Below are 24822 nucleotides of genomic sequence, written 5' to 3' on the forward strand. Positions count from 1 at the left end.
GCGGGAGTACTAGCACTCGATGACGTTCACCGCGAGGCCGCCGCGGGCTGTTTCCTTGTACTTGACCTTCATGTCCGCCCCCGTCTCCTTCATCGTCTTGATGACCTTGTCCAGCGAGACGTGGTGGCGGCCGTCGCCGCGCATGGCCATACGGGCGGCGGTGACCGCCTTGACCGCCGCCATGCCGTTGCGCTCGATGCAGGGGATCTGGACGAGGCCGCCGATCGGGTCGCAGGTCAGGCCGAGGTTGTGCTCCATGCCGATCTCGGCCGCGTTCTCGACCTGTTCGGGGCTGCCGCCGAGGATCTCCGCGAGCCCGCCCGCGGCCATCGAGCAGGCCGAGCCCACCTCGCCCTGGCAGCCGACCTCGGCGCCGGAGATGGAGGCGTTCTCCTTGAAGAGCAGCCCGATCGCGCCCGCGGCGAGCAGGAAGCGTACGACGTCGTCCGCGCGCTCGGCCTCGGTGGCCGTGGGGGAGGCGACGAAGTTGAGGTAGTAGTGCAGGACCGCCGGGATGATGCCCGCGGCCCCGTTCGTGGGGGCGGTCACGACCCGCCCGCCGGCCGCGTTCTCCTCGTTGACGGCCATGGCGTAGAGCGTGATCCACTCCATCGCGCGCGCGGCGGGCTCGCCCTCGGCGCGCAGCTGGCGGGCGGACTGGGCGGCGCGGCGGCGGACCTTGAGCCCGCCGGGCAGGATGCCCTCACGGGACATGCCGAGCCGTACGCACTCCCGCATCACGTCCCAGATCTCCAGCAGCCCGGTGCGGATCTCGGCCTCGCTGCGCCAGGCCAGCTCGTTCTCCAGCATCAGCGCGGAGATGGACAGACCGGTCTCGCGGGACAGCCGCAGCAGCTCGTCGCCGGTGCGGAACGGATGCCGCAGCGCCGTGTCGTCCGGCTTGATCCGGTCCTCGCCCACAGCATCCTCGTCGACGACGAAGCCGCCGCCGACCGAGTAGTACGTCTTCTCCAGCAGCGGCGCGCCCAGTTCGTCGTAGGCGAAGAGCGTCATGCCGTTGGCGTGGTAGGGCAGCGAGCGGCGGCGGTGGAGGATCAGATGCGTGGCGGGGTCGAAGTCGATCTCGTGGGCCCCGAGCAGACTGATCCGCCGCGACGCGTGGATCGCGGCCACCTCGTCGTCGGCGGTCGAGACGTCGACCGTACGGGGGGAGTGGCCGGACAGACCGAGCAGGACGGCCTTGGGCGTGCCGTGGCCGCGCCCGGTGGCGCCGAGCGAGCCGAAGAGCTCGGCGCGTACGGACGTGGTGTGCGCCAGCAGGCCCTCGTTCTTCAGCCGGTGGGCGAAGATCCCGGCGGCCCGCATCGGGCCCACCGTGTGCGAGCTGGACGGGCCGATGCCGATCGAGAAAAGGTCGAAGACCGAAATCGCCACGGTTGCGTACTCCTCGGTTGCGCGGACGCCAGTGTCCGCCGGGGTGCGGGCGGGACCGCCGGTTCGCGGCGGCCCCACCCGGGGAAAGGGGCCTACAGGCCGGGGTAGAGCGGGTGCTTGGCGGCCAGGGCGGAGACCCTGGTCCTGAGGGCGTCGGCGTCGTACGAAGGCTTCAGCGCCTCCGCGATGACGTCGGCGACCTCGCGGAAGTCCTCGGCCCCGAAGCCGCGGGTGGCCAGCGCCGGTGTGCCGATCCGCAGACCCGAGGTGACCATCGGGGGACGCGGGTCGTTCGGGACGGCGTTGCGGTTGACCGTGATGCCGACCTCGTGCAGCCGGTCCTCGGCCTGCTGCCCGTCGAGCGCGGAGTCGCGCAGGTCGACCAGGACGAGGTGGACGTCCGTGCCGCCCGACAGTACGGAGACGCCCGTCCCGGCCACGTCCGGCTGGGAGAGCCGCGCCGCGAGGAGCTTGGCGCCCTCCAGCGTACGTGACTGGCGGTCCTTGAACTCGTCCGTCGCCGCGGCCTTGAACGCGACGGCCTTTCCGGCGATGACGTGCTCCAGCGGGCCGCCCTGCTGACCGGGGAAGACCGCGGAGTTGATCTTCTTGGCCAGCTCGGCCCTGGAGAGGATCACGCCGCCGCGCGGGCCGCCGAGGGTCTTGTGGGTCGTGGTGGTGACCACGTCGGCGAACGGCACGGGCGAGGGGTGCAGCCCGGCCGCGACCAGGCCCGCGAAGTGGGCCATGTCGACCATCAGATAGGCGCCGACCTCGTCGGCGATCCGCCGGAACTCGGCGAAGTCCAGCTGCCTCGGGTACGCCGACCAGCCGGCCACGATCAGCTGCGGGCGGTGCTCCTTGGCCAGCCGCTCGACCTCGGCCATGTCGACCAGGCCGGTCTGCGCGTCGACGTGGTAGGCGGCGACGTCGTACAGCTTGCCGGAGAAGTTGATCTTCATACCGTGGGTCAGATGACCGCCGTGCGCCAGATCCAGGCCCAGGATGGTGTCGCCGGGCTTGATCAGGGCGAACATCGCGGCCGCGTTCGCCTGCGCGCCCGAGTGCGGCTGCACGTTCGCGGCCTCGGCGCCGAACAGCGCCTTGACCCGGTCGATGGCCAGCTGCTCGATCACGTCGACGTGCTCGCAGCCGCCGTAGTAGCGGCGGCCGGGGTAGCCCTCGGCGTACTTGTTGGTCAGCACCGAGCCCTGCGCCTCGAGCACCGCCACCGGAGCGAAGTTCTCCGAGGCGATCATCTCAAGGGTGGACTGCTGGCGGTGCAGCTCGGCGTCGACGGCGGCGGCGACGTCGGGGTCGAACTCGTGCAGGGACTGGTTCAGGAGCGACATGTGATCTTCCTGGTCGGGAACGAGATCTGGGGGTGGCGCGCGGACCCGGCCCGCGACGGACGCGGACGCGGCCCGCCGGGGATCAGCCCTCGATGAAGGCGTCGTACTCGGCGGCGGACAGCAGCTCCGCCGCTTCGTCGGACAGCTTCACCTTGAACAGCCAACCGCCCTCGAAAGGCGCGGAGTTGACCAGAGCCGGGTTGTCCACGACATCCTGGTTGATCTCGGTGACCTCACCGGAGACCGGCGAGTACAGGTCGCTGACGGACTTGGTGGACTCCAGCTCGCCACAGGTCTCACCCGCGGTGACCGTCGCCCCGACCTCGGGGAGCTGGACGAAGACGACGTCGCCGAGCGCGTCGGCGGCGTGCGAGGTGATGCCCACGGTGGCGGCCCCCTCCTCGGGGGCGGAGAGCCACTCGTGCTCCTTGCTGTAGCGCAGCTGCTCAGGGTTGATGCTCATGACGGAATTCTCCTGGATGGTGAGGTGTGCTCGCGCGCGCCGCGAAAGAGCGCGGAACGCCGAGGACAGAGGTGAGGCGGCGGTGACGGAGACGGAAGGGACCGGCGGGACGTGCGCGCCGCGGCGTACGCGGGAGCGCGGGCTCAGCGCTCGCGCTTGTAGAACGGCAGCGCCACCACGGAGTACGCCTCGCGCGCTCCCCGGATGTCGACCGCCACCCCCGCGGTGCCCGGCGCCGCGTGCTCCGCGTCCACGTAGGCCATCGCGATCGGTACGCCCAGCGTGGGGGAGGGCGCCCCCGAGGTGACCTCGCCCACGACCTCGCCCGAGGCGGCGGTGACCGGGTAGCCAGCCCGCGGCACCCGGCGGCCCTCGGCGACCAGCCCGACCAGCTTGCGCGGCGGGTGCGCGGCGGCCTTGGCCGCGGCGGCCTCCAGCGCCTCGCGCCCCACGAAGTCCCCCGCCTTGTCGAACTTCACCACCCGGCCGAGCCCGGCGTCGAAAGGCGTCACCGCGGCGGTCAGCTCATGCCCGTACAGCGGCATCCCGGCCTCCAGCCGCAGGGTGTCCCGGCAGGACAGCCCGCACGGGACGAGCCCGGCCGCCGCGCCCGCCTCGGTGAGCGCCTGCCACACCCGCTCGGCGTCGCCCGGCGCCACGAACAGCTCGAAGCCGTCCTCGCCGGTGTATCCGGTACGGGCGATCAGCGCGCTCACCCCGGCGACCGTGCCCGGCAGCCCGGCGTAGTACTTGAGGCCGGCCAGGTCGGCGTCGGTCAGCGAGCCGAGGATGCCCGAGGACTCCGGGCCCTGGATCGCCAGCAGCGCGTACGCGTCCCGGTCGTCGCGCACGGCCGCGTCGAACTCCGCCGCGCGCGCGGTGACCGCGTCCAGCACGGTCTGCGCGTTGGAGGCGTTCGCGACGATCATGAACTCCTGGTCGGCGAGCCGGTAGACGATCAGATCGTCCAGGATGCCGCCGTCGGGCCCGCAGATCATCGTGTAGCGGGCCCGGCCCACCGCCAGCGCGGACAGATGGCCGACCAGCGCGTAGTCCAGCGCCTCGCCGGCCTGCGGGCCGGTCACGGTGATCTCGCCCATGTGCGAGAGGTCGAAGAGACCGGCCCGGGTGCGTACGGCCAGGTGCTCCTCGCGCTCGCTCGCGTAGCGCAGCGGCATGTCCCAGCCCGCGAAGTCGGTCATGGTCGCGCCCAGCGCGCGGTGCAGCGCGTCGAGGGCGGTACGGCGGGAATCGCTCATCGGTTACGGGCTCCCAGGTCGGAACGGACGACGGGCACGAGGTCAGGGTGGTGACCCCGGCCTCCCCATCTGTCATCGGAACCTGAGAGGTTCACCGTGAACCCGGCGAGGGCACGGTTTGCACCTTGGGTGGAAGGAGCTTGCGGCTCCTCCGCTTTTCAGATCTGCCTCGTCCGCGCGGTATCTGTGCCTGAGAGATTCAAGGGAGGACTTGCTCCTTCGGCGCCCGCCCCCGGGTGACCGGGATCGGGGCTCTCCCGCGCGGCCTCCAACGGCCGGTATGCATGTTGTGCCGCTCATCATTGCACGACGTCCGGCCCGGCGGGGAGCGTCACCCCCGGTGACCCACCGGTACGGGGCCGCCAGCCGCTAGGGTTTGCCCGGCAGCAGGACGGCGCCGGGCACGGCGGCACACGGGCGGACAAGGGTGGACATGGAGAATCCGGCACCGTACATCTGGCCGGCCAATGAGCTGGAGGAAGTGCTCACCGCGAGCCTCGGCAACCCGGCGGCCACGCCCCGGCTGATCGAGGTGCTCGGCCGCTCCCGGGTGTGGGTGCCGCTGCCGAACGGCGGCCCGGCGGACGGACCCGGCTTCGACCTGCCGACCGTCGAGCTGGACGGTGCTCCCTATGTGCCCGTCTTCAGCTCCGAGCAGCAGTTCCGGCGGGCCGCCGACGGGATGGCGTGCACGGTCGCGCCGGTCCACGAGTTCGCCCGCGGGCTGCCGACGGGGATCGGTATCGCGGTCAACCCGGGCGGCGCCGTCGGGGTGCCGCTGCCGCCGGCCGCGGTCGCCGACCTGTGCCGGACCGGGCGCGGCGCGGACCAGCCGGCCATCGGCGCCAGGGTGCTGCTGTGGGAGCCCGAGCCCGACACCGAACCGGTGGACTTCCTGGCCGCAGCGGCGGGCGAGTTCGCGGTCACCCCGGTCGTGCTGACCGCGCGGCGCGCGCTGGCCGCGGTCGAGGAGCAGCCGCCCGCGCTCTTCGTCGGCGTGGAGCTTGACCGCTGGCAGGAGGAGGACCGGACGGCCGCGATGGACGCGCTCGGCCGGGCGCTGGGCGAGGTGCCGACGGCCTGGCCGGTCCATCTGATCCTGCTCGACGTGGCACAGGACCCGGTGGGCGACTGGATGCTGGAGACCGTGCAGCCGTTTTTCGCACGCGACTGAATGCGCGGTGCGGGACTGATCGCTTCGCGCGGGACTGAATGCCCCGCACGGGGTTGACGTTTCGTACGGGACGGGCGGGGCCGTATTTCCGGCCGCGGACAGGGATCGGGCGATTCGGGCCGGTTGCGTATACCGGTCGTATACGCGGTGTATAGGCGATGCCGCTTGAGTCGGTCGACGTTCCATCGGGAACACTCGACCTGATTTGATGTCGTGCGAATACCGACGAGGGGAAAGGGGCGGTCCCACGTGATCGCGGGCGCGCAAGGCGGTGCGGCGCCGGCCGGCCAGGTGGAGCAGATGCTGCTCCAGGTGGCGCCCGGCCGGTTCGACGCATACGAGAACCTGCTCGCCTCCCTCGCCGAGGGCGAGGTGTGGATGCTGCTGTGGCAGGGCGCGTCCGGGTCGCCCGACGCGCAGTACGGCACGATGGAGGTCGGCGGCCACGGGTACGCGCCCTGCTTCACCTCGCCGCGCGAACTGGCCGCGAGCGGCTGGACCCGGGACCACGAGGTGGTCTCCGGGCGGGACATCGCGCTCACCCTCTACCCGGACCGCTCCGGGCTGTGGCTCAATCCGCACGCGGCCGGCGGCGGCGTCGGCATTCCCTGGCCGGATCTGAGACGGATCGCCGTCGGGCTGGAAGTGCTGCCCGCGGGGCCGTTGCAGATCGGCGAACCGTCGTTGCAGGTACCGCAGTTCTACGCGTTGCTCGCGCAGGCGGCCCACCGCACCCCGGCGGTGCGGTCGTTGCGGCGGGCGTGGGTGCAACCGGTGCTGGGGGAGCCGTACTTGGCGGTGGGGGTCGAGCTGTACGAGGGGGTGCCGCAGGCGGTGGAGTCCGTGCGGTTGATGATGCAGCAGGCGGTGGGTGGGGTGCCGGACGGACTTGCCGTCTCGACCGTGGCGATGGCCGACGGGTACGACCCCGTTGCCATGTGGATGCGGGCGAACGGGCAGCCGTTCTTCGACCGTGAGGCGTACGGGGGCGGCGCCGCCTGGGGGCCCGCCCGGTAGGGCGCTCAGTCGCCGCGCGGGCTTGTCCTCAAACGCCGGACGGGCTTCTACTGCCCTCAAACGCCGGGCGGGCTGCTTTTGCGCTCAAACGCCGCGCGGGCTTGTTCTGCCCTCAAACGCCGGGCGGGCTGCTTCTGCGCTCAGTCGCCGCGCGGGCTTGTTCTGCCCTCAAACGCCGGGCGGGCTGCTTCTGCGCTCAGTCGCCGCGCGGGCTTGTTCCGCCCTCAAGCGTCGGGCGGGCTGGGGTGCTTGCGGGCGGGCTGATTCGGCGTCAAGGGCGTCAGGGCGGCGGGGAGGAGGCCCAGCGGGGGGCTGCCCAGGGCCAGCAGGGACGTGTGGAAGGCGGCGAGGGAGAAGGCCGGGTCGGTGCGGCGGGCGCGGTCGCGCAGCCGCATGATTTCGAGCTTGCCCCACGTGTAACGCCCGTACCCCGCGTCGAAAGTGCCCCTGCGGGCCTCCGACGCGGCGCCCGCGCGGGCCAGATGGGCGTCGCGCATGAAGAGCCGGGTGGCGTCGTCCAGGTCCATCGCTCCCGTGTGCAGCCCGATCGCGCAGGTCAGCCGGGTGACCCGGACCAGCGCCTCCAGCGCGACCCCGATCGCGAACCGCGGGTCATGGGCCCGGAAGCCCTCTTCGAGGCAGACCTCCTCCACGTAGTGCGCCCAGCCCTCCGTGAAGGACAGGCCGTGCAGCGCCCGGCGGACCGGGCTCTCCACCCGGCGCAGCGCGCGGCCGTGCGCGAAGTGGCCGGGGGCGACCTCGTGCACGGTGATCGACGGCAGGCTCGTACGGCTGAACACCGTCAGCCACTCCTCGCGCTCCTCGGCCGGCCAGTCCGGCTCGGGCGGGGTGACGTGGTACCAGGACGGCGCCTCGGCCTCGCCCGGCGCGGCCCAGGTCATCATCGCCATCGCCCAGCGGCGCGACGGCGGGGCCGGGCCCACCAGGCACTCGCCGTCCACCCAGGGGGCGAGCCCGCGCTCGCGGGTGAAGGCGATCACCTCCTCGGTGAGCCGGGCGGCCTCGGGGATGACGCCGTCCGCGTCCGGATGGTCGGCGAGCAGTTCGGGGATCAGCTCGTCCACCCTGCGGCTCGGGTCGAGCGCGCGGCAGGAGCCGGTGAGCAGATCGGTGAGCCGGGCGCGCTCGCGCTCCGCGTCGTCCGCCAGCGCGCCCAGATCGACCCGTAGGCCCTCCTGGGCGCCCATGAGCGCGGCCAGCGCCTCACCGCCCAGCCGCGGGTCGGGATCGCCGTGCTCGGCGGCGTCCTCGACCCGTGCCAGGAGCCGGGCGTGCGCCCGGAGCGCGGCGGTCTCCTCGGCGCCCGCGTCGGGGTCGAGGTCGGCGGCGAGCCCGCGGACCGCGCCGAGCAGCGCCTCGGCCACCGGCGCGCTGACCTGGTCGAGCGCGGCGAGCGAGCCGTCCACGGCGTCGGGCCACTGCGCGAGGTGCCTGCGGCGGGCCTCGGCGCGTTCCTCGCGCGGGGCGTACTCCCGGTCGTAACAGGCGAGTTCGAGATTGGACAGATGCGGGTACGGATCACGCCGGTGCAGTTCGAGATCGCCGTACTGGACCCGGAGGGATTCTTCGAAGATCGACAGGTGCGTCTCGTCGTGCCGGCTGTCGAGCGGACCGGCCCGGTGGCGGGCGCGGTCGAGTGCGGACAGTGACCGTCGTATGCCCTCCGGGGAGAGATCCTGGACCCGTCCGTCGTACTCGTGGAGCCCCGCCATCTCCCGGGACTGAGGCATCATCAGGTCGCACACCGCGCGCAGCCGCTTGTTCACAACCAGACCGTACCCCGCTCTAAGCATTGGTAACGGTCGAAGAATCACCACATCACAGTTGCGCATCCCTTCTCGATCAGGGCTGGCGGGTGATCGCCGACGGGCACAAGAATCCACCCGCAGAGAACCTGCGGCATGAACACTGCTAGTAACAAGTGAACCAGCGTTATCGACCGCACCAACGGTCGCAGTCGTTTCTCAACATCGCATGATCAACGATTTAAGCCGCTACAGCGGCGGGCGTGCGCCGGCTACCCGCCGGCGAGAGGGGTCAGCCATGACCGCACCGATAGAGACCACCCCTGGGCAGGCCGGGTCATCACCGGAGGCTGTTCTCGAAGGGGCGGACCGCAAGACGATTGAGGGCCGCTCCCTCAGCCGGATCGCGTGGATACGGCTGAAACGCGACAAGGCGGCCATGGCCGGCGGCGTCGTGGTCATCCTGCTCGTACTGCTGGCGATCCTGGCCAAGCCGATCGAGGCCGTCTTCGGCCTGGACCCGAACGCCTTCCACCAGGACCTGGTCGACCCCGAACTCCTGGCGCCCAAGGGCGGCTGGGGCGGCATGAGCTGGCATCATCTGCTCGGTGTCGACCCGAAGTTCGGCCGCGACATCCTGGCCCGGATCATCGAGGGCTCCTGGATCTCGCTGCTGGTGGCGACCGGCGCCACCGTGCTCTCCAACGTGATCGGCACCGTGCTCGGTGTCATCGCGGGCTACTACGGCGGCTGGGTGGACAGTGTCATCAGCCGGCTGATGGACACCTTCCTCGCCTTCCCGCTGCTGCTCTTCGCCATCTCGATCTCCGCGTCCCTCCAGGACGGGGCCTTCGGCCTCAACGGACTTCCGCTGCGGATCTGTGTACTGATCTTTGTCATCGGCTTCTTCAACTGGCCCTACATGGGCCGGATCGTCCGAGGCCAGACCCTCACCCTGCGGGAGCGCGAGTTCGTCGAGGCGGCCCGCAGCATGGGCGCCCGCGGTCCGTTCATCCTCTTCAAGGAACTCCTGCCCAACCTGGTCGCGCCGATCCTCGTCTACTCGACGCTGCTGATCCCGACCAACATCCTCTTCGAGGCGGCGCTCAGCTTCCTCGGAGTCGGCATCGCCCCCCCGCAATCGTCCTGGGGCGGCATGCTGACCAGCGCGGTAGACGTCTACCAGTCCGATCCGCAGTACATGTTCGTCCCCGGACTGGCGATCTTCATCACGGTGCTGGCCTTCAATCTGCTCGGAGACGGCCTGCGCGATGCGCTGGACCCTCGCGGTAAGTGAATCCGCGGGCACTTCGAGCTCCAGCGGGCGCGGCATCCCGCGTGCCGTACGGCAAAAGTGTTGCCAACCCACGCAACCCAACGAATGAGGGGCATAACCCGGTATGAACAGCAGAAAGGCGACAGCGGCGCTGGCGCTGGCCACCGCGATGGCGCTCGGTGTGTCCGCCTGTGGCGGTTCCGGCGGCAAGTCCAGTTCCGACTCCAAATCCACCTCGAAGGGCGGCACGGCCGCCGCCCGGGACGCCGCGCTCACGTCGATCGTGAACCAGTCCGGCAAGAAGGGCGGCACGGTCACCCTCGCGGACTCCGACGTGCCGGACTCCCTCGACCCGGGCAACACCTACTACGGCTGGGTGCAGAACTTCTCCCGGCTCTACGGGCGCTCCCTCCTCACGTTCAAGCCCGCCGCGGGCAAGGACGGCCTGACGCTCGTCCCCGACCTGGCCACCGGGCTGGGCACGGCGAGCGCCGACGCCAAGACCTGGACGTACCACCTGCGCACCGGGGTGAAGTACCAGGACGGCACCGCCGTCACCTCCAAGGACGTCAAGTACGCGATCGAGCGCAGCAACTTCGCGCCCGAGGTCATGGCCAACGGCCCGACGTACTTCAAGGCGTACCTCGAGGGCGGCGACAAGTACCAGGGTCCGTACAAGGACAAGTCCCCCGAGGGGCTGAAGTCCATCGAGACCCCGGACGACCAGACGATCGTCTTCCACCTGAACCGGCCGTTCGCCGACTTCGACTACCTGGCGACCTTCTCCCAGACCGCGCCCGTTCCGGCGGCCAAGGACACCGGCGCCACGTACGTGCAGCACATCGTGTCCAGCGGTCCGTACATGTTCAAGTCGTACGACGAGGGCAAGAGCGCCGTCCTGGTCCGCAACCCCGAGTGGGACCAGTCGACCGACCAGGTGCGCACCGCGCTGCCGGACGAGTACGACATCCGCTTCAAGGTCAGCCAGCGCAGCATCGACGACTCCCTGCTCGCCGACAACCTCACCGTCGACGCGGCGGGCACCGGCGTGGCCGCCGAGACCCAGTCGAAGGTGCTCGGCAACAAGAAGCGCCTGGACGCCACCGACGACTCCATCGCGGGCGCGACCTCGTACATGGCGCTCAACCTGAACGTGAAGCCGTTCGACAACGTCAACTGCCGCAAGGCCGTTCAGTACGCCGTCGACAAGGCGTCCGTGGTGGACGCCGAGGGCGGCGCCGTCAAGGGCGACGTGGCGAGCACCCTGCTGCCGCCGTCGGTCAACGGCTACAACAAGTTCGACCTGTACGCGACGCCCGACAACAAGGGTGACGTCGACAAGGCCAAGGAAGCGCTCAAGGCCTGTGGCCAGCCGAACGGCTTCCACACCACGCTGACCGCGCGTACCGACCGCCAGACCGAGGTGGACGGCGCGACCGCCATCCAGGCGGCGCTGAAGAAGGTCGGCATCACCGTCGACATCAAGACCTTCCCGGCCGGCAAGTACTTCTCGAACTACGCGGGCGTTCCCTCCTACGTCCACTCGCACGGCATCGGCATGATGATGATGGCGTGGGGTGCCGACTGGCCGACCGGCTACGGCTTCCTGGACCAGATCGTGGACGGCGCGGCCATCAAGCCCTCCGGCGGCAACAACCTGATGGAGCTGAACGACCCGGCCATCAACAAGGCCCTGTCGGACGCGATCGCCAACACCGACTCGGACGCCCGTACCAAGGCGTGGGGCGACATCGACAAGCTGGTCATGGAGAACGCCTCCGTGGTCCCGCTGATCTACCGCAAGAACCTGCTCTACCGTCCCCCGTCCGCCACGAACGTGACGGTCACCCAGGCGTATCTGGGCATGTACGACTACCTGCTGATCGGCTCCTCGAAGTAGCCGCAAGGCCCCGTACGCATCCGAAAGGCAGGTGAAGGCTACGGCGTCCGCCGGTCCGGGGAGACCCGGTCCGGCGGGCGCCGCGCCGGACGGCCGTGACCGCATACTTCATCAGACGTGTCTTCGCCGCGGTGGTGCTGCTCCTCGTGGTGAGCGCGATCACCTTCGCGATCTTCTTCCTGGTGCCGCGCCTCGGCGGCCAGACGACCACCCAGCTGGCCACCCAGTACGTGGGCAAGGACGCCAACCCTGCCTCCGTGGCGGCGATCAAGAAGAACCTCGGGTTCGACCTTCCGCTGTACGAGCAGTACTGGCACTTCCTCAAGGCCCTGTTCGTCGGCGCCCACTACAACTTCGGCCCGGACCCGGTGCAGTGTCACGCACCGTGTTTCGGCTACTCCTTCAAGAGCCACGTGGAGGTCTGGCCGCAGCTGAAGTCCCGTATCCCGGTGACCTTCTCGCTGGCGATCGGTGCCGCCGTGATCTGGCTGGTCACCGGTGTGGCCGTCGGTGTGGTCTCCGCCCTCAAGCGCGGCACGATCTTCGACCGGCTGTCCATGGGCGTGGCCCTGGCGGGCGTGTCGCTGCCGATCTTCTTCACCGGCATTCTCGCGCTGAGCATCTTCACCGTGCAGTGGCCGCTGTGGTCGAACGGCATGAACTACGTGCCCTTCACCGACAACCCGGCCGACTGGGCGTGGAACCTGCTGGTCCCGTGGTGCAGCCTGGCCTTCCTCTACTCCGCGCTCTACGCCCGGCTGACCCGGGCCGGCATGCTGGAGACGATGGGCGAGGACTACATCCGCACCGCCCGCGCCAAGGGCCTGCGGGAGCGTACGGTGGTCGCCAAGCACGGTCTGCGGGCCGCGCTCACCCCGATCATCACCATCTTCGGTATGGACTTCGGTCTGCTGGTCGGCGGCGCGGTCATCACCGAGCAGGTCTTCTCCTTCCCCGGCATGGGCGCCTACGCCATCCAGGGTGTGCAGGACAACGATCTGCCGATCGTGCTGGGCGTCACCTTGGTGGCGGCCTTCTTCATCGTCATCTGCAACCTGCTGGTTGACCTGGTGTACGCCGCAATCGACCCCCGGGTGAGGTACTCATGAGCCCCGCCGACAAGTCCGCAGGGCCCGGCGCGGCCGAGCAGAACGCCCAGGTCGCCACCGCCGAGGCCACCGCGCCCGGCGCCGCCAAGCCCTTTCTCTCCGTGCGCGACCTGCGCATCCACTTCAACACCGACGACGGTCTGGTCAAGTCCGTCGACGGCCTCAGCTTCGACCTCCAGCGCGGCCGTACCCTCGGCATCGTCGGTGAGTCCGGCTCCGGCAAGTCGGTCACGTCGCTGGGCATCATGGGCCTGCACCGCACCGCGCGGGCCCGGATCTCCGGTGAGGTCTGGCTGGACGGCGAGGAGCTGATCGGCGCCGACCCCGACAAGGTACGGCGGCTGCGCGGGCGGAAGATGGCCATGATCTTCCAGGACCCGCTGTCCGCGATGCACCCCTATTACACGATCGGCGCGCAGATCGTCGAGGCGTACCGGGTGCACCACAAGGTGTCGAAGAAGGCCGCCGCCACGCGGGCCCTGGAAATGCTGGACCGGGTCGGCATACCCGAGCCGCAGCGGCGTTTCTCGGACTACCCGCACCAGTTCTCCGGCGGTATGCGGCAGCGCGCGATGATCGCGATGTCGCTGGTCAACAACCCCGAACTGCTCATCGCCGACGAGCCGACCACCGCGCTCGACGTCACCGTGCAGGCCCAGATCCTGGACCTGATCCGCGATCTGCAGGAGGAGTTCCACTCCGCGGTCATCATGATCACCCACGACCTCGGTGTGGTCGCCGAGGTCGCCGACGACCTGCTGGTGATGTACGCGGGACGGGTGGTGGAACGCGGCACGGCGGAGAAGGTCTTCACCGAGCCCCGGCACCCGTACACCTGGGGCCTGCTGGGCTCCATGCCGCGGATGGACCGGGAGCGCACCGACCGGCTCAACCCGGTCAAGGGCTCCCCGCCGAGCCTGATCAACGTCCCGTCCGGCTGCGCCTTCCACCCGCGCTGCCCGTACGCGTCGCTGAACGGCGGTTCCTCCGAGTCGGTCGTCCCCGAGCTGCGCGAGGTGGCCGCCGGCCATGTCGTCGCCTGCCATCTGTCGCCGGACGACAAGGCCCGGATCTGGACCGAAGAGATCGAGCCGAAGCTGTGAAGGGCCGGGACGAAGCCGTGGACAAGACCGTGGCGGAGAAGACCTCACTGGGCAAGCCGGAGCTGCCGGGCCAGCTGGGCGCGTCGGGTAAGCCCGTCGAACCGCTGCTGCGGGTCACCGGTCTGGTCAAGCACTTTCCGATCAACAGGGGGCTGCTGCGCCGGCAGGTCGGCGCGGTCCAGGCGGTCGACGGCATCGACTTCGAGGTCGCGCCGGGCGAAACCCTGGGCGTGGTCGGCGAGTCCGGGTGCGGCAAGTCCACCATGGGCCGGCTGATCACCCGGCTGCTGGAGCCGACCGGCGGGAAGATCGAGTTCCAGGGCCGTGACATCACCCATCTGAGTACCGGCGACATGCGACCCATGCGCCGCGACGTACAGATGATCTTCCAGGACCCCTACTCGTCGCTCAACCCCCGGCACACGATCGGCACGATCGTCGGGGCGCCCTTCCGGCTGCAGAAGGTGGCGACCGAGCACGGGGTGAAGAAGGAGGTGCAGGACCTCCTGAAGCTGGTCGGCCTCAACCCCGAGCACTACAACCGCTATCCGCACGAGTTCTCCGGCGGGCAGCGGCAGCGCATCGGTATCGCGCGGGCGCTGGCACTGCGTCCCAAGCTGGTGGTCGCCGACGAGCCGGTCTCCGCGCTCGACGTCTCCATCCAGGCCCAGGTGGTCAATCTGCTCGACGACCTCCAGGCCGAGCTGGGGCTGACCTATGTGATCATCGCCCACGACCTGTCGGTGATCCGCCATGTCTCGGACCGGATCGCGGTGATGTACCTCGGCAAGGTCGTGGAGATCGCGGACCGCGAGGCGCTGTACACCACGCCCTTCCACCCGTACACCAACGCGCTGCTCTCCGCGGTGCCGGTGCCGGACCCGAAGCGGCGTCAGCAGCGCAGCAGCGCGACCGGCGGGAGCGGGGGCGCGCCCTCCGCGAGCAACGGTCGGATCCTGCTCACCGGTGACGTTCCCTCGCCGATCGCGCCGCCGCCCGGCTGCCGCTTCCACACGCGGTGCTGGAAGGCGACCGACCTGTGCAAGACGCAGGAACCGCCGCTGGCGACGCTGGCGACCGGACACCAGGTGGCCTGCCACCACCCGGAGAACGCCCCCGGCGCGGTGCCGCGGAGCGCGGCGGCGGTGTAGCGGGGTGGGTCCTTTACGGGGACGGGGGCGGACCGGGTGACCGGTGCCGCCCCCTCGCCGTGCACGGGGGCGGTTGTACGGGGGTGGGTGCACGGGGGCGCGGGTTCGTGCGGCGGCCCGCCAGAGCAAGCGCTTGCTCGTTTCGTCACAGAAAACCCTGGACAAACGGGCCCTACCGCTGGGTAACGTAGGCCCCATGGCATATGCAGCCGCCCGCGCGGCCATCGGCGACAGCGAATTCGACCGGGACACCGCGGTCACCCCCCGGCCGGACGAGCCGGGCACGTACGACATCGACCTGTCCGCGGGCTGGACGATCATCTCGGCCGTCAACGGCGGCTATCTGCTGGCCGTCGTCGGCCGGGCGCTGCGCCACGCGCTGCCGCACCCCGACCCGCTCACCATCACCGCGCACTACCTCACCGCCTCCCAGCCGGGCCCCGCGGTGATCAGGACGCAGACCGTACGGGCCGGGCGCACCCTCTCCACCGGCCAGGCGTCGCTCTTCCAGACCGACGAGGACGGCGAGGAGGTCGAACGCATCCGGGTCATCGCCGGCTACGGGGACCTGGACGCGCTCCCCGACGACGTAAGGACCTCCGCGACCCCGCCGGCCATGCCCGACGCCGACGCGTGCGTCGACACCGGTGACCCGGGCGCGGGCGGGTCCGTACCCGGATCGTCCGAGTTCCTCGACCGGCTCGATCTGCGGCTCGACCCGGCCACCGCGGGCTGGGCGGTCGGCCGGCCCTCGGGCGCCGGCGACATGCGCGGCTGGCTGGGCCTGGCCGACGGGCGCGACCACGACGCGCTCTCGCTGCTGCTCGCCGTGGACGCGCTGCCGCCGACCGCCTTCGACCTCGGCCTCAAGGGCTGGACCCCCACCCTGGAGCTCACCGCGCACCTGCGCGCCCGGCCCGCGCCCGGTCCGCTGCGTGTGGCGCTCACCACGCGGAATCTGGCCGGCGGGATGCTGGAGGAGGACGCCCAGGTCTGGGACAGCGCGGACCGGCTGGTCGCGCAGGCGCGGCAGCTCGCCCGGGCGCCGCGGGGCTGAGCGGGCGGGGCCGGGCAGCGGCGGGCCGGGGGGTGGGCGCGGTCGGCCGGGGCACGCGGCGACCGTAGAATCGGGGCACCATGGCCTACTTCGACCACGCCGCCACCACGCCGATGCTTCCGGAGGCGGTCCAGGCGATGACCGCCCACCTCTCGGTGACCGGCAACGCCTCCTCGCTGCACACCGCGGGACGCCGGGCCCGGCGTACCGTCGAGGAGTCCAGAGAGACGCTGGCCGCCGCGCTCGGCGCCCGGCCCAGCGAGATCGTCTTCACCGGCGGCGGCACCGAGTCCGACAACCTCGCCGTCAAGGGCCTGTTCTGGGCCCGCAGGCAGGCCGACCCACGCCGGGTCAGGGTGCTGTCCAGCCCGGTCGAGCACCACGCCGTGCTCGACGCGGTGTACTGGCTCGCCGACCACGAGGGCGCGGTCGTGGAGTGGCTGGAGGTCGACGCGTACGGCCGGGTGCACCCCGACACCCTGCGGGCGGCCCTGGAGCGCGACCCGGACGGCGTCGCCCTGGTCACCGTCATGTGGGCCAACAACGAGGTCGGCACGGTCATGGACGTGACCGGACTGGCCGCCGTGGCAGGGGAGTTCGGCGTGCCGATGCACTCCGACGCGGTGCAGGCGTTCGGCCAGACCGAGGTGGACTTCGCGGCCAGCGGGCTCGACGCGATGACCGTGACCGGGCACAAGATCGGCGGGCCGTACGGGGTCGGCGCGCTGGTGCTGCGCCGCGAGGACACGCCCGTGCCGCTGCTGCACGGGGGCGGGCAGGAGCGGAGCCGGTCGGGCACGCTCGACGTGCCCGCCATCGCCGCCTTCGCCGCGGCGGGCGCGCTGGCCGCCGAGCGGCGGGCCGACTTCGCCCGCGAGGTCGGCGCGTTGCGGGACGTGCTCGTGCGGGGTGTGCGCAAGGAGGTGCCCGACGCGATCCTCAACGGGGACCCGTCGGGGGAGGGGCGGCTGCCGGCCAACGCGCACTTCACGTTCCCCGGGTGCGAGGGGGACTCGCTGCTGCTGCTGCTCGACGCGCAGGGGATCGCGTGCTCCACGGGGTCCGCGTGCACGGCGGGGGTGGCGCAGCCGAGCCATGTGCTGCTGGCCATGCATCAGCCGGCCACGTACGCCCGGGCGACGCTGCGGTTCAGTCTGGGCCACACCTCGACCCCCGCGGAGGTCGCGGCCCTCACCACGGCCATCGGCCCCGCCGTCACCCGCGCCCGCGCCGCGGGCCAGACCTAGGCCACTCAGCCCGCCCGGCGTTCGAGGGCGGAGGCGTGCGCAGGGCCGCGAAGGTCCAGCCAAACCAAGCCCGCCCGGCGTTTGAGGGCAGCGAAGCCCGCGCGGCGTTCGAGCGCAGAGCAGACGCAGCGCAGAGCAGACGCAGAGAGGGCGCTCTCGCGCCACCGTTACCCTGGACGGGTGAACGACATTCCCGACGGCCGGCGCCGGCGCCTCCGCGTACTCGCAGCCATGAGCGGCGGCGTCGACTCCGCCGTGGCAGCGGCCCGCGCGGCCGAAGCGGGCCACGACGTCACCGGCGTCCACCTCGCCCTCTCCGCCAACCCCCAGAGCTTCCGCACCGGAGCCCGCGGCTGCTGCACCGTCGAGGACTCCCGCGACGCCCGGCGCGCGGCCGACGTCATCGGCATCCCCTTCTACGTGTGGGACCTCGCCGACCGCTTCCGCGAGGACGTCGTCGAGGACTTCGTCGCCGAGTACGCGGCCGGCCGCACCCCGAACCCGTGTCTGCGCTGCAACGAGAAGATCAAGTTCGCCGCGCTGCTCGACAAGGCCCTCGCCCTCGGCTTCGACGCGGTCTGCACCGGCCACTACGCGACCGTGCTCGTCAACGCCGACGGCACCCGCGAACTGCACCGGGCCAGCGACGCGGCCAAGGACCAGTCGTACGTCCTCGGTGTGCTGGACGAGCGGCAGCTCGCGCACGCGATGTTCCCGCTGGGGGACACCCTCACCACCAAGGACGAGATCCGCGCGGAGGCCGAGCGCCGCGGCCTCGCGGTGGCGAAGAAGCCCGACAGCCACGACATCTGCTTCATCGCCGACGGTGACACCCAGGGCTTCCTGGCCAAGCACCTCGGCACGGAGGAGGGCGCGATCGTCGACGAGACCGGCGCCCGGGTCGGCACCCACACCGGCGCCTACGGTTTCACCATCGGCCAGCGCAAGGGCCTGCGGCTGGGCGTGCCGGCCGACGACGGCAAGCCCCGCTACGTCCTGGACATCTCGCCGGTGAACAACACGGTGACCGTCGGCCCCGCCGAGGCGCTGGACGTCACCGCGCTGACCGCGATCCGGCCGCGCTGGTGCGGCACCCCGCCGGCCGGCCCGGCCGCGTACACCGCGCAGCTGCGGGCGCACGGCGAGGACGTACCGGTGACCGCCGAGCTGACCGACGGCGTCCTGGCGGTCACCTTCACCGGGCCGGTGCGCGGGGTCGCCCCCGGCCAGGCGGTGGTGCTGTACGACGGCACGCGGGTCGTCGGCTCGGCCACGATCGCCACGACGGAGCGGGCCGCGACACGGCAGCCCGCCGACCACGCGGCCGCGCACGCCGGGGCGGGCGTATGAACATCTGCGTCTTCCTCTCCGCCGCCGACCTGGGCGAGCAGTACACGACGCCCGCGCGGGAGTTCGCCGAGCTGCTCGGCAAGGGCGGCCACACCCTGGTGTGGGGCGGCTCCGATGTCGGGCTGATGAAGGTCGTCGCGGACGGCGTGCAGCGGGCGGGCGGCCGGCTGGTCGGCGTGTCCGTGGAGTTCCTTCAGCACAAGGCGCGGCCGGACACCGACGAGATGATCATCGCCCGCGACCTCGCCCAGCGGAAGGCCGAGCTGCTGCTGCGCTCCGACGCCGTCGTGATCATGGTCGGCGGCACCGGCACGCTGGACGAGGCCACGGAGATCCTGGAGCTCAAGAAGCACGGACTGCACTCCAAACCGGTGGTCCTGCTCAACAGCGCGGGGTTCTACGACGGGCTCAAGCAGCAGTTCCGCAGAATGGAGGCCGAAGGCTTCCTGCCACTGCCGCTGGCCGACCTGGTGTACTTCGCCGAGGACGGCGCCGCCGCGATGGCCTACCTCCAGGAGCAGCGATGAGCGGCGACGGCACCGGGGAGCCCCGGATCCACCTCGTCACGGGCGCGGGGTCCGGTATCGGCAGCGCGGTGGCCCAACGCCTGCTGGCCCGCGGTGACGAGCTGTGGCTGCTGGCCCGCGACGCCGGCCGGGCCCGGGCCCTGGCGGACCGCTACCCGGGCGCGAAGACCCTGGTCGGCGATCTCGCCGAGCCCTCCCGGCTGTCCTGGGCGCTCGGCCACCAGGCGCCGCCGGACCGGCTGGACTCGCTGCTGCACATCGCCGGCACGGTCGAACTCGGCCGGGTCGGCGACCTCACCCCGAAGATCTGGCAGGAGACACTGGCCGTCAATCTCCTCGGCCCGGCCGAGCTGACCCGGCTGCTGCTGCCCCAACTGCGGCTCTCGCGCGGCCACGCGGTCTTCGTCAACTCCACGTCCGGGCTGGCCGCGAACGCCGAGTGGAGCGCCTACGCGGCCAGCAAGTTCGGCCTGCGGGCGCTCGCGGACGTGCTGCGCGCGGAGGAGCACGCGGCGGGCGTACGGGTCACCTCCATTTACCCCAGCCGTACCGCCACGCCGATGCAGCAGAAGGTCCACCAGCAGGAGGGCAAGCCGTACGACCCGGCCCGCTGGATCGACCCCGAGTCGGTGGCCACGACCGTGCTGACCGCCCTCGACCTCCCGCGCGACGCGGAGATCACCGACCTCACCGTCCGCCCGGGCGCCTGACGGTCGTCGGGCCGCCCTTGCGGCCGCCGACCGCCCCTCCGTGTTCAGAGGTCGAGCACCAGTCGGCTGCTGCGGGCCCGGCCCACGCAGATCATCATCGTTCGGCCGGTGCGTCGCTCGTCCTCGGAGAGCACGGTGTCGTGGTGCTCGGGGATACCCGCCAGCACCCGTGTCTCGCAGGACCCGCAGTACCCCTCCTCGCACGAGTAGGGCACGCCCGGGACAGCGTCCCGGACGACATCGAGGATCGTCCGGTCGGCGGGTACGACGAGAACCTGTCGGGACCTGCGGAGCTCGACGGCGAACGGCCGGCGTGCCGCCCGATCTGCCGGGATTCCGGTGGCATCCGGTGCGGGCGCCGGGCCGAACCTCTCGATGTGGAGGTCACCGGCCGGCTGCGGCGCAGGCGTCCGTCACAGCGCGGATCATCGCGGTGGGCCCGCAGCAGTGGATCGCGGCGCGGGAGGGTGCCCGCTCGACCAGGCTCCCCTTCCGGTGAAGGGAACTTACCGTCGCGCACGGCATCGGTGACCGCGACGCCGCTGTCGATCGCCGACGCCATGCCCCGCTCGCCGTGGGTCACGGCGAGTCGGTGGTGCCCGCACCCGTTCTGATCTGGCCCGTGGCGGCGCGGTAACTCTCCACGACCGCCCTGAGCGCGTCCTGGGAGATGACGTCGTCGATGTTCGCGAACGGCCGGTCGCCGGTGCGCTCGTAGACCTCACGGAGGATCGCGTCCGGGGGGTTCTCGCGGTTGAGCCGGACGATCGCGGAGGTGGCCGGACGGCGTTCGCTCTCGTACCGCTCCAGCGCGGCGACCGGGTCGTTCTTCGCGTGCCTCAGGCAAGCTGCCACGCACCGCGCGTCGAGGATCGCCTGCCCGGCGCCGTTCGACCCCCGCGGCACCATCGGGTGCGCCGCGTCGCCGAGCAGGGTGATCCGGCCGCTTCCCCAGCCGCCGAGCGGATCCCGGTCGACCATCGGGAACAGGAGGACGCTTTCGGCCGCCGCCATCATCGCGGGGACGTCGAGCCAGTCGAATGTCCAGTCCGCGAAGGCCGGCAGGAAGTCGGAGAACCGTCCGGCACGCGACCAGTCCTGGTCGAGATCAGTGGGCGTCTCGATCTCGGCGACCCAGTTGACGAGCTGCCGCCCGTGCCCGTCGAAGTTGTCGCGGACCGGGTAGATCACCATCTTGCCGTGCGTCAGCCACCCCGCGCGGACCATGGTGGCACCGGACAGGAACGGCTCCCACACGCTCACCCCCCGCCACATGGTCACGCCGGAGTGCCGGGGCCGGTTCTGCCGCGGGTGCAGTTGCCCGCGCACGACCGAGTGGAGACCGTCGGCGGCGATCAGCACCTGTCCGGACACGGTGTACGTGCCCCCGTCGGGGCGCCGCACATGAGCGCGTACCCCCGCCGCGTCCTGCTCGACGGCTGTCACCCGCGCACCGGTCCGCACCGCCCGCGGCCCCAGGCGCTCCAGGACCGCCGAGAGGAGCACGTCGTGCAGATCGCCGCGGTGGACGGAGAACTGCGGATGCGCGAAGCCGCCCTCGACCCCGGCGCGCTCCCGGTAGATGAGCTGACCGAAGCGGTTGAAGAACGCCGCTTCCTTCGTCACGACTCCGCAGGACGAGAGCCGCTCCGCCAATCCCAGCTCTGCCATCACCCCGGCGGCGTGGGGCATGATGTTGACACCGGCTCCGACAGGGCTGAAAGTCTCGACGGCCTCCAGGACAACGCAGGTGAGACCGGCGGCGTGCAGCTCCAGTGCTGTCGTGAGCCCCCCGATGCCGCCGCCCACCACCACTGCGAATGGGGTGTTATCGCCAGCAACCCGCATATATGTTCTCCTTGCCTGTGCGACCGACCACGTCATGAGTGAGTCGGACTCATGCTCGCGAGGGGCCTGAAACTTAAGGAACTGAGAGACGATGGTTTCCGCTTCCGAGAAAATGGATCCGTATGTACTGGGGTCGGTGGACAACGCCCTCCGGCTGCTGATGCTGCTGAGCGAACGGCCGCAGGTACGTATCACCGAGGCCGCCGCCGAACTCGACATCGCGAACTCCACCGCCCACCGGCTGATGGCGACACTGGTGAACCGCGGCTTCGCCGTCCAGGACCGCTCGCGGGCCTATCACCGGGGGCCGATGCTCGCGACCACACCGCCGGGGCTTCCGTCCGAGGTCTTTCGCCGGACGGTCCGACGGGAGATGCTCGCGCTCGCCGAGGGCATCGACGAGACCTGTCACTTCACGGTCCTTGAGGGAAACAGCGTGCGGTTCGTCGACTGTGTGGAGTCCTCGCAGATTCTGCGCATCGCGTCGCGCGCCGGGATGCTGCTGCCCGCCCATGTGACCGCGGCGGGCAAGGCCATGCTCTCGCGCCTCGGTGACGCCGAGCTGATGCACCGCTATCCCCGTGGGACCACACTGACGCCCGGCCGGATGCCGAAGGACCTCGCCCAGCTGTTCCAGGAACTCGCGACCACCCGACGACGGGGCTACGGCATCAACGCCGACGAGTCGTTGCAGGGTGTCAGTGCGATCGGGATGCATGTCGCCGGTCCGGCGACCACGGTGGTCGGGGCCCTCGCCATCGCCGTTCCCAGCGCCCGGTGGCGCCGGTCGACCGTAGAGGAACTGGCGCCGAAGCTGTCCGCCGCGGTGAACCGGCTACAGGACGCCCTGCGGGCCGACGCGGACGTGGACCCGGTGGATCACGCGGCACTGCCCCAACCCGGGCAACCCGTGTAACGGCGGGTCCGGTCTCTCTTCCCCCTATGCCGAAAGCGGTGACAACGGCCACGCCGTGGTCCCGCGGTCGCCCTAACATCGCGACTTCGGTGCTGCGGACTCGGCGGGGGACCGCGGTGTCCAGCCGGCAGGCGTACTCAGCCGACGGCTGTCCTGCTTCTGAGAGGAAGGTCCCTTCCGGTGATCGTCAACTGGCACGGCCACGTCTACCCACCCGAGGACATCGCGGCGCGCACATGGAACGGCGCGTCGCCCTTCGCCATCGAGAGCTACCTCGACATCCACTCGCGGGCCGGTGTCGACCTGTCCGTGGTCACCAACACCATTCACAGCCTCCGCGGCCTGACGCCCGAGCGGGCCCTCACGGGAATCAAGCGGTGGGACGACTACGCGGCCGAGGTGCAGGAGACATTTCCCGACCGGGTGGTCGCGTTCGCCAGCACGATTCCGGGCGGCGGGCCCGCCTACCTCGCCGAGCTGGAACGGGCGGTCCGCGACTGCGGGCTCAAGGGAGTGCTGATCAACTCCAGCTACGACGGCCACTATCCCGACGACGACGACGCGCGGGACTTCTTCGAGCTCGTGACCGAGCTGGGCATCCCCGTGTTCGTCCACGCGCCTTTCTCGGGCTTCGGCGAGGAACGCATGCGCGACTACCGGCTGGCCTCCAGCGTCGGCCGGCCGTTCGACGAGTGCCTGTCGCTGGCACGGATGATCGTACGAGGGGTGCTGGAGCGGCATCCCGACCTCGTGCTCGTCGGCGCCCACCTCGGCGGGGGCATCTGCGAAGTCATCGGCCGCATGGACTACGCCTATGAGCTGCGGGACGAGGCCCAGTTCCTCGGGCCCTACGAGCCGATGCTCATCAGCAAGCCGCCGAGCCGGTATCTGCGGCAGATGTACTTCGACACCGTGAGCTTTCACCCGCCGGCCATCCGGTGCGCCGTCGAGACGGTCGGCGCCGGTCATCTCGTGCTCGGCGCCGACGCGCCCCCGCTGTCCCCGCTGCTGCCCCGCGCCATCGAGATCGTCCAGAACCTCGGGCTGCCGGACGAAGACGTGGCGGCGATCTGCTCCGGCAACGCGCTGAGACTCCTCGGGCTCGGGGCATGACGGCGGGGGCGGCGGGGGCGGCCGAACCGACCAAGGTCGTCGTGTTCGGCCCCGAGCGTCGGGTCGGCCTCCTGATCGGGGACGTGGTCGTCGACGCCCAGCGCGCGGTGAGCCGGGAACTGCGTCACCGCGGTGCGGCCGACGCCGTCGAGCGGGCGGCCGCGCTCGTACCGGCGGACCTGCGCTCCTTCGTCGCGGCCGGCTCCGCGGCGCTGGACGAAGCGCGGCCGGCGGCGGCCCGGGCGGTCGAACGGGGCGACGAGTCGGTCTGCCGTCCCGCGTCGACCGTGCAACTGCACGCTCCGTGGCCGGGCGGACGCATCGCCTGCGCGGGCGGCAACTACGCGGACCATCTCGCGGGCATGTGGCGGACTCCGACAGGGGGCAGAGGAGACGTCGAGGACATCCGCGGACGGGCACGCCAAGAGGGACAGTGGGGCTTCTGGAAGGTGCCGGCCGAGGTTCCGGGACCCGGCGCCGACGTCACCGTCCCGCGGCGGACGCGGCGGTTCGACTACGAGGCGGAGGTCGCGATCGTCATCGGCCGGGCAGGGAAGGACCTGGCTCCGGAGGACGTCGCCGGGCACATCTGGGGGGTCACCCTGCTCAACGACTGGAGCATCAGGGACGAACCCCGGGGGGCGGCCCGGCCGATGTCCTACAACACGGCGAAGAACTTCGACGGGAGCGTCTCCATGGGGCCGTGCATCGTCGTCGGGGCCGACCCCGCCGCTCTCGATGTCGAGACGTGGGTCAACGGCCGGTGCCGTCAGTCCTTCAACAGCGCGGACATGATCTTCTCGTTCGGCGAGATCGTGTCGTTCCTGAGCCGCGACTTCACCTTTGTGCCCGGTGATGTCGTCGCCGGCGGGACGGGAGCCGGAACGGGCGCGGACACCACCCCCCTCGGACCGGACGGTACGAGAGCCGCGGACGCGTTCGTACGCCCCGGGGACGCCGTCTCGATCAGTTCGCCCCAAGTGGGCGTCCTTTCCAATCGCCTCGTCTAGCCGATACCGCCCGCGGGCCGCTCCCGGCCCGTTCGTGAAATTCGTCTCTCGGGAAAGTCGGTCGGGCTCATTGCTGCCG

Annotated in this window: 22 protein-coding genes and 2 riboswitches; of the genes, 15 read left to right on the plus strand and 7 right to left on the minus strand. The window is 71.1% G+C overall.

All coding sequences use genetic code 11. The features are described 5' to 3' along the window. Window positions 1–9 precede the first annotated feature (9 nt). From OHA30_RS26335 to gcvT, 4 genes are all read right to left on the minus strand, one after another. On the minus strand, window positions 10–1395 hold the full coding sequence (locus tag OHA30_RS26335) for an L-serine ammonia-lyase (RefSeq protein WP_328916357.1): 1386 nt from the start codon (window positions 1393–1395) through the stop codon (window positions 10–12). A 92-nt stretch (window positions 1396–1487) separates the two neighbouring features. Then, window positions 1488–2747: a serine hydroxymethyltransferase gene (gene glyA, locus OHA30_RS26340; protein ID WP_328916358.1), complete on the minus strand. Its 1260-nt coding sequence runs from the start codon at window positions 2745–2747 to the stop codon at window positions 1488–1490. Between the two features lie 82 nt (window positions 2748–2829). Next, a complete protein-coding gene (gene gcvH / locus OHA30_RS26345; RefSeq protein WP_328916359.1) occupies window positions 2830–3210 on the minus strand; it encodes a glycine cleavage system protein GcvH in 381 nt (126 codons plus the stop codon). 143 nt (window positions 3211–3353) lie between these two features. Next, window positions 3354–4469 carry a glycine cleavage system aminomethyltransferase GcvT gene (gene gcvT / locus OHA30_RS26350; protein WP_328916360.1) on the minus strand — a complete coding sequence of 372 codons (1116 nt, stop codon included), beginning with the start codon at window positions 4467–4469 and terminating at the stop codon, window positions 3354–3356. Between the two features lie 62 nt (window positions 4470–4531). Then, a riboswitch (glycine riboswitch) is annotated at window positions 4532–4636 on the minus strand. A 1-nt stretch (window position 4637) separates the two neighbouring features. Beyond that, a riboswitch (glycine riboswitch) is annotated at window positions 4638–4739 on the minus strand. 163 nt (window positions 4740–4902) lie between these two features. Here gcvT and OHA30_RS26355 point away from each other — a divergent pair. Both OHA30_RS26355 and OHA30_RS26360 read left to right on the plus strand, forming a co-directional pair. Further along, entirely contained in the window at window positions 4903–5643 is a 741-nt protein-coding gene (locus tag OHA30_RS26355) for an enhanced serine sensitivity protein SseB (RefSeq protein WP_328916361.1), read from the plus strand. A 249-nt stretch (window positions 5644–5892) separates the two neighbouring features. After that, window positions 5893–6660, plus strand: a complete 768-nt coding sequence (locus tag OHA30_RS26360; protein ID WP_328916362.1) for an enhanced serine sensitivity protein SseB C-terminal domain-containing protein — start codon at window positions 5893–5895, stop codon at window positions 6658–6660. 224 nt (window positions 6661–6884) lie between these two features. On the opposite strand, the gene OHA30_RS26365 is transcribed toward OHA30_RS26360, so the two are convergent. Further along, complete coding sequence (locus tag OHA30_RS26365; protein WP_328916363.1) at window positions 6885–8447, minus strand: DUF885 family protein; 1563 nt, start codon at window positions 8445–8447, stop codon at window positions 6885–6887. Window positions 8448–8724: 277 nt separating this feature from the next. Between OHA30_RS26365 and OHA30_RS26370 the strand changes: the two genes are divergently transcribed. The 10 genes from OHA30_RS26370 to OHA30_RS26415 all read left to right on the plus strand — a co-directional run bounded on the left by OHA30_RS26370 (window position 8725) and on the right by OHA30_RS26415 (window position 19856). Continuing rightward, window positions 8725–9723: an ABC transporter permease gene (locus OHA30_RS26370; RefSeq protein WP_328916364.1), complete on the plus strand. Its 999-nt coding sequence runs from the start codon at window positions 8725–8727 to the stop codon at window positions 9721–9723. A gap of 103 nt (window positions 9724–9826) precedes the next feature. Further along, a complete protein-coding gene (locus tag OHA30_RS26375) occupies window positions 9827–11602 on the plus strand; it encodes an ABC transporter substrate-binding protein (RefSeq protein WP_328916365.1) in 1776 nt (591 codons plus the stop codon). A 95-nt stretch (window positions 11603–11697) separates the two neighbouring features. Next, on the plus strand, window positions 11698–12711 hold the full coding sequence (locus OHA30_RS26380) for an ABC transporter permease (protein ID WP_328916366.1): 1014 nt from the start codon (window positions 11698–11700) through the stop codon (window positions 12709–12711). After that, a complete protein-coding gene (locus OHA30_RS26385; protein ID WP_328916367.1) occupies window positions 12708–13814 on the plus strand; it encodes an ABC transporter ATP-binding protein in 1107 nt (368 codons plus the stop codon). Before OHA30_RS26380 ends, OHA30_RS26385 begins: the two co-directional genes overlap by 4 nt. 47 nt (window positions 13815–13861) lie before the next feature. Beyond that, on the plus strand, window positions 13862–14965 hold the full coding sequence (locus OHA30_RS26390) for an ABC transporter ATP-binding protein (protein WP_328918004.1): 1104 nt from the start codon (window positions 13862–13864) through the stop codon (window positions 14963–14965). Window positions 14966–15161: 196 nt separating this feature from the next. Beyond that, complete coding sequence (locus OHA30_RS26395) at window positions 15162–16022, plus strand: thioesterase family protein (RefSeq protein ID WP_328916368.1); 861 nt, start codon at window positions 15162–15164, stop codon at window positions 16020–16022. An 80-nt stretch (window positions 16023–16102) separates the two neighbouring features. Continuing rightward, window positions 16103–17269, plus strand: a complete 1167-nt coding sequence (locus tag OHA30_RS26400) for a cysteine desulfurase family protein (protein ID WP_328916369.1) — start codon at window positions 16103–16105, stop codon at window positions 17267–17269. 189 nt (window positions 17270–17458) lie between these two features. Next, a complete protein-coding gene (gene mnmA / locus OHA30_RS26405; RefSeq protein ID WP_328918005.1) occupies window positions 17459–18619 on the plus strand; it encodes a tRNA 2-thiouridine(34) synthase MnmA in 1161 nt (386 codons plus the stop codon). Further along, the gene (locus tag OHA30_RS26410) at window positions 18616–19146 is read left to right on the plus strand and encodes a TIGR00730 family Rossman fold protein (protein ID WP_328916370.1); all 531 of its coding nucleotides are present in this window, start codon (window positions 18616–18618) and stop codon (window positions 19144–19146) included. Before mnmA ends, OHA30_RS26410 begins: the two co-directional genes overlap by 4 nt. Next, the gene (locus tag OHA30_RS26415; RefSeq protein ID WP_328916371.1) at window positions 19143–19856 is read left to right on the plus strand and encodes an SDR family oxidoreductase; all 714 of its coding nucleotides are present in this window, start codon (window positions 19143–19145) and stop codon (window positions 19854–19856) included. The genes OHA30_RS26410 and OHA30_RS26415 overlap by 4 nt, the downstream gene beginning before the upstream one ends. A 44-nt stretch (window positions 19857–19900) precedes the next feature. Here OHA30_RS26415 and OHA30_RS26420 read toward each other — a convergent pair whose 3' ends face one another. Then, complete coding sequence (locus OHA30_RS26420; RefSeq protein ID WP_328918006.1) at window positions 19901–20233, minus strand: 2Fe-2S iron-sulfur cluster-binding protein; 333 nt, start codon at window positions 20231–20233, stop codon at window positions 19901–19903. Between the two features lie 202 nt (window positions 20234–20435). Next, window positions 20436–21740, minus strand: a complete 1305-nt coding sequence (locus OHA30_RS26425) for a flavin-dependent oxidoreductase (protein ID WP_328916372.1) — start codon at window positions 21738–21740, stop codon at window positions 20436–20438. Between the two features lie 55 nt (window positions 21741–21795). Here OHA30_RS26425 and OHA30_RS26430 point away from each other — a divergent pair, with 55 nt between their 5' ends. The 3 genes from OHA30_RS26430 (at window position 21796) to OHA30_RS26440 (ending at window position 24743) form a co-directional block, all read left to right on the plus strand. Beyond that, window positions 21796–22620: an IclR family transcriptional regulator gene (locus OHA30_RS26430; protein WP_328916373.1), complete on the plus strand. Its 825-nt coding sequence runs from the start codon at window positions 21796–21798 to the stop codon at window positions 22618–22620. Window positions 22621–22800: 180 nt separating this feature from the next. Then, a complete protein-coding gene (locus OHA30_RS26435; protein WP_328916374.1) occupies window positions 22801–23733 on the plus strand; it encodes an amidohydrolase family protein in 933 nt (310 codons plus the stop codon). Then, window positions 23730–24743, plus strand: a complete 1014-nt coding sequence (locus OHA30_RS26440; RefSeq protein WP_328916375.1) for a fumarylacetoacetate hydrolase family protein — start codon at window positions 23730–23732, stop codon at window positions 24741–24743. Before OHA30_RS26435 ends, OHA30_RS26440 begins: the two co-directional genes overlap by 4 nt. Window positions 24744–24822 lie beyond the last annotated feature (79 nt).

This window comes from Streptomyces sp. NBC_00223 (assembly GCF_036199905.1).
Lineage (GTDB): Bacteria > Actinomycetota > Actinomycetes > Streptomycetales > Streptomycetaceae > Actinacidiphila.

Coding starts and splice junctions, on each gene's coding strand:
- glyA (WP_328916358.1), bottom strand. CDS start 2,747: ATGTCGCTCCTGAACCAGTCCCTGCACGAGTTCGACCCCGACGTCGCC.
- gcvH (WP_328916359.1), bottom strand. CDS start 3,210: ATGAGCATCAACCCTGAGCAGCTGCGCTACAGCAAGGAGCACGAGTGG.
- gcvT (WP_328916360.1), bottom strand. CDS start 4,469: ATGAGCGATTCCCGCCGTACCGCCCTCGACGCGCTGCACCGCGCGCTG.
- OHA30_RS26355 (WP_328916361.1), top strand. CDS start 4,903: ATGGAGAATCCGGCACCGTACATCTGGCCGGCCAATGAGCTGGAGGAA.
- OHA30_RS26370 (WP_328916364.1), top strand. CDS start 8,725: ATGACCGCACCGATAGAGACCACCCCTGGGCAGGCCGGGTCATCACCG.
- OHA30_RS26375 (WP_328916365.1), top strand. CDS start 9,827: ATGAACAGCAGAAAGGCGACAGCGGCGCTGGCGCTGGCCACCGCGATG.
- OHA30_RS26385 (WP_328916367.1), top strand. CDS start 12,708: ATGAGCCCCGCCGACAAGTCCGCAGGGCCCGGCGCGGCCGAGCAGAAC.
- OHA30_RS26395 (WP_328916368.1), top strand. CDS start 15,162: ATGGCATATGCAGCCGCCCGCGCGGCCATCGGCGACAGCGAATTCGAC.
- OHA30_RS26400 (WP_328916369.1), top strand. CDS start 16,103: ATGGCCTACTTCGACCACGCCGCCACCACGCCGATGCTTCCGGAGGCG.
- OHA30_RS26410 (WP_328916370.1), top strand. CDS start 18,616: ATGAACATCTGCGTCTTCCTCTCCGCCGCCGACCTGGGCGAGCAGTAC.
- OHA30_RS26415 (WP_328916371.1), top strand. CDS start 19,143: ATGAGCGGCGACGGCACCGGGGAGCCCCGGATCCACCTCGTCACGGGC.
- OHA30_RS26425 (WP_328916372.1), bottom strand. CDS start 21,740: ATGACGTGGTCGGTCGCACAGGCAAGGAGAACATATATGCGGGTTGCT.
- OHA30_RS26430 (WP_328916373.1), top strand. CDS start 21,796: ATGGTTTCCGCTTCCGAGAAAATGGATCCGTATGTACTGGGGTCGGTG.
- OHA30_RS26440 (WP_328916375.1), top strand. CDS start 23,730: ATGACGGCGGGGGCGGCGGGGGCGGCCGAACCGACCAAGGTCGTCGTG.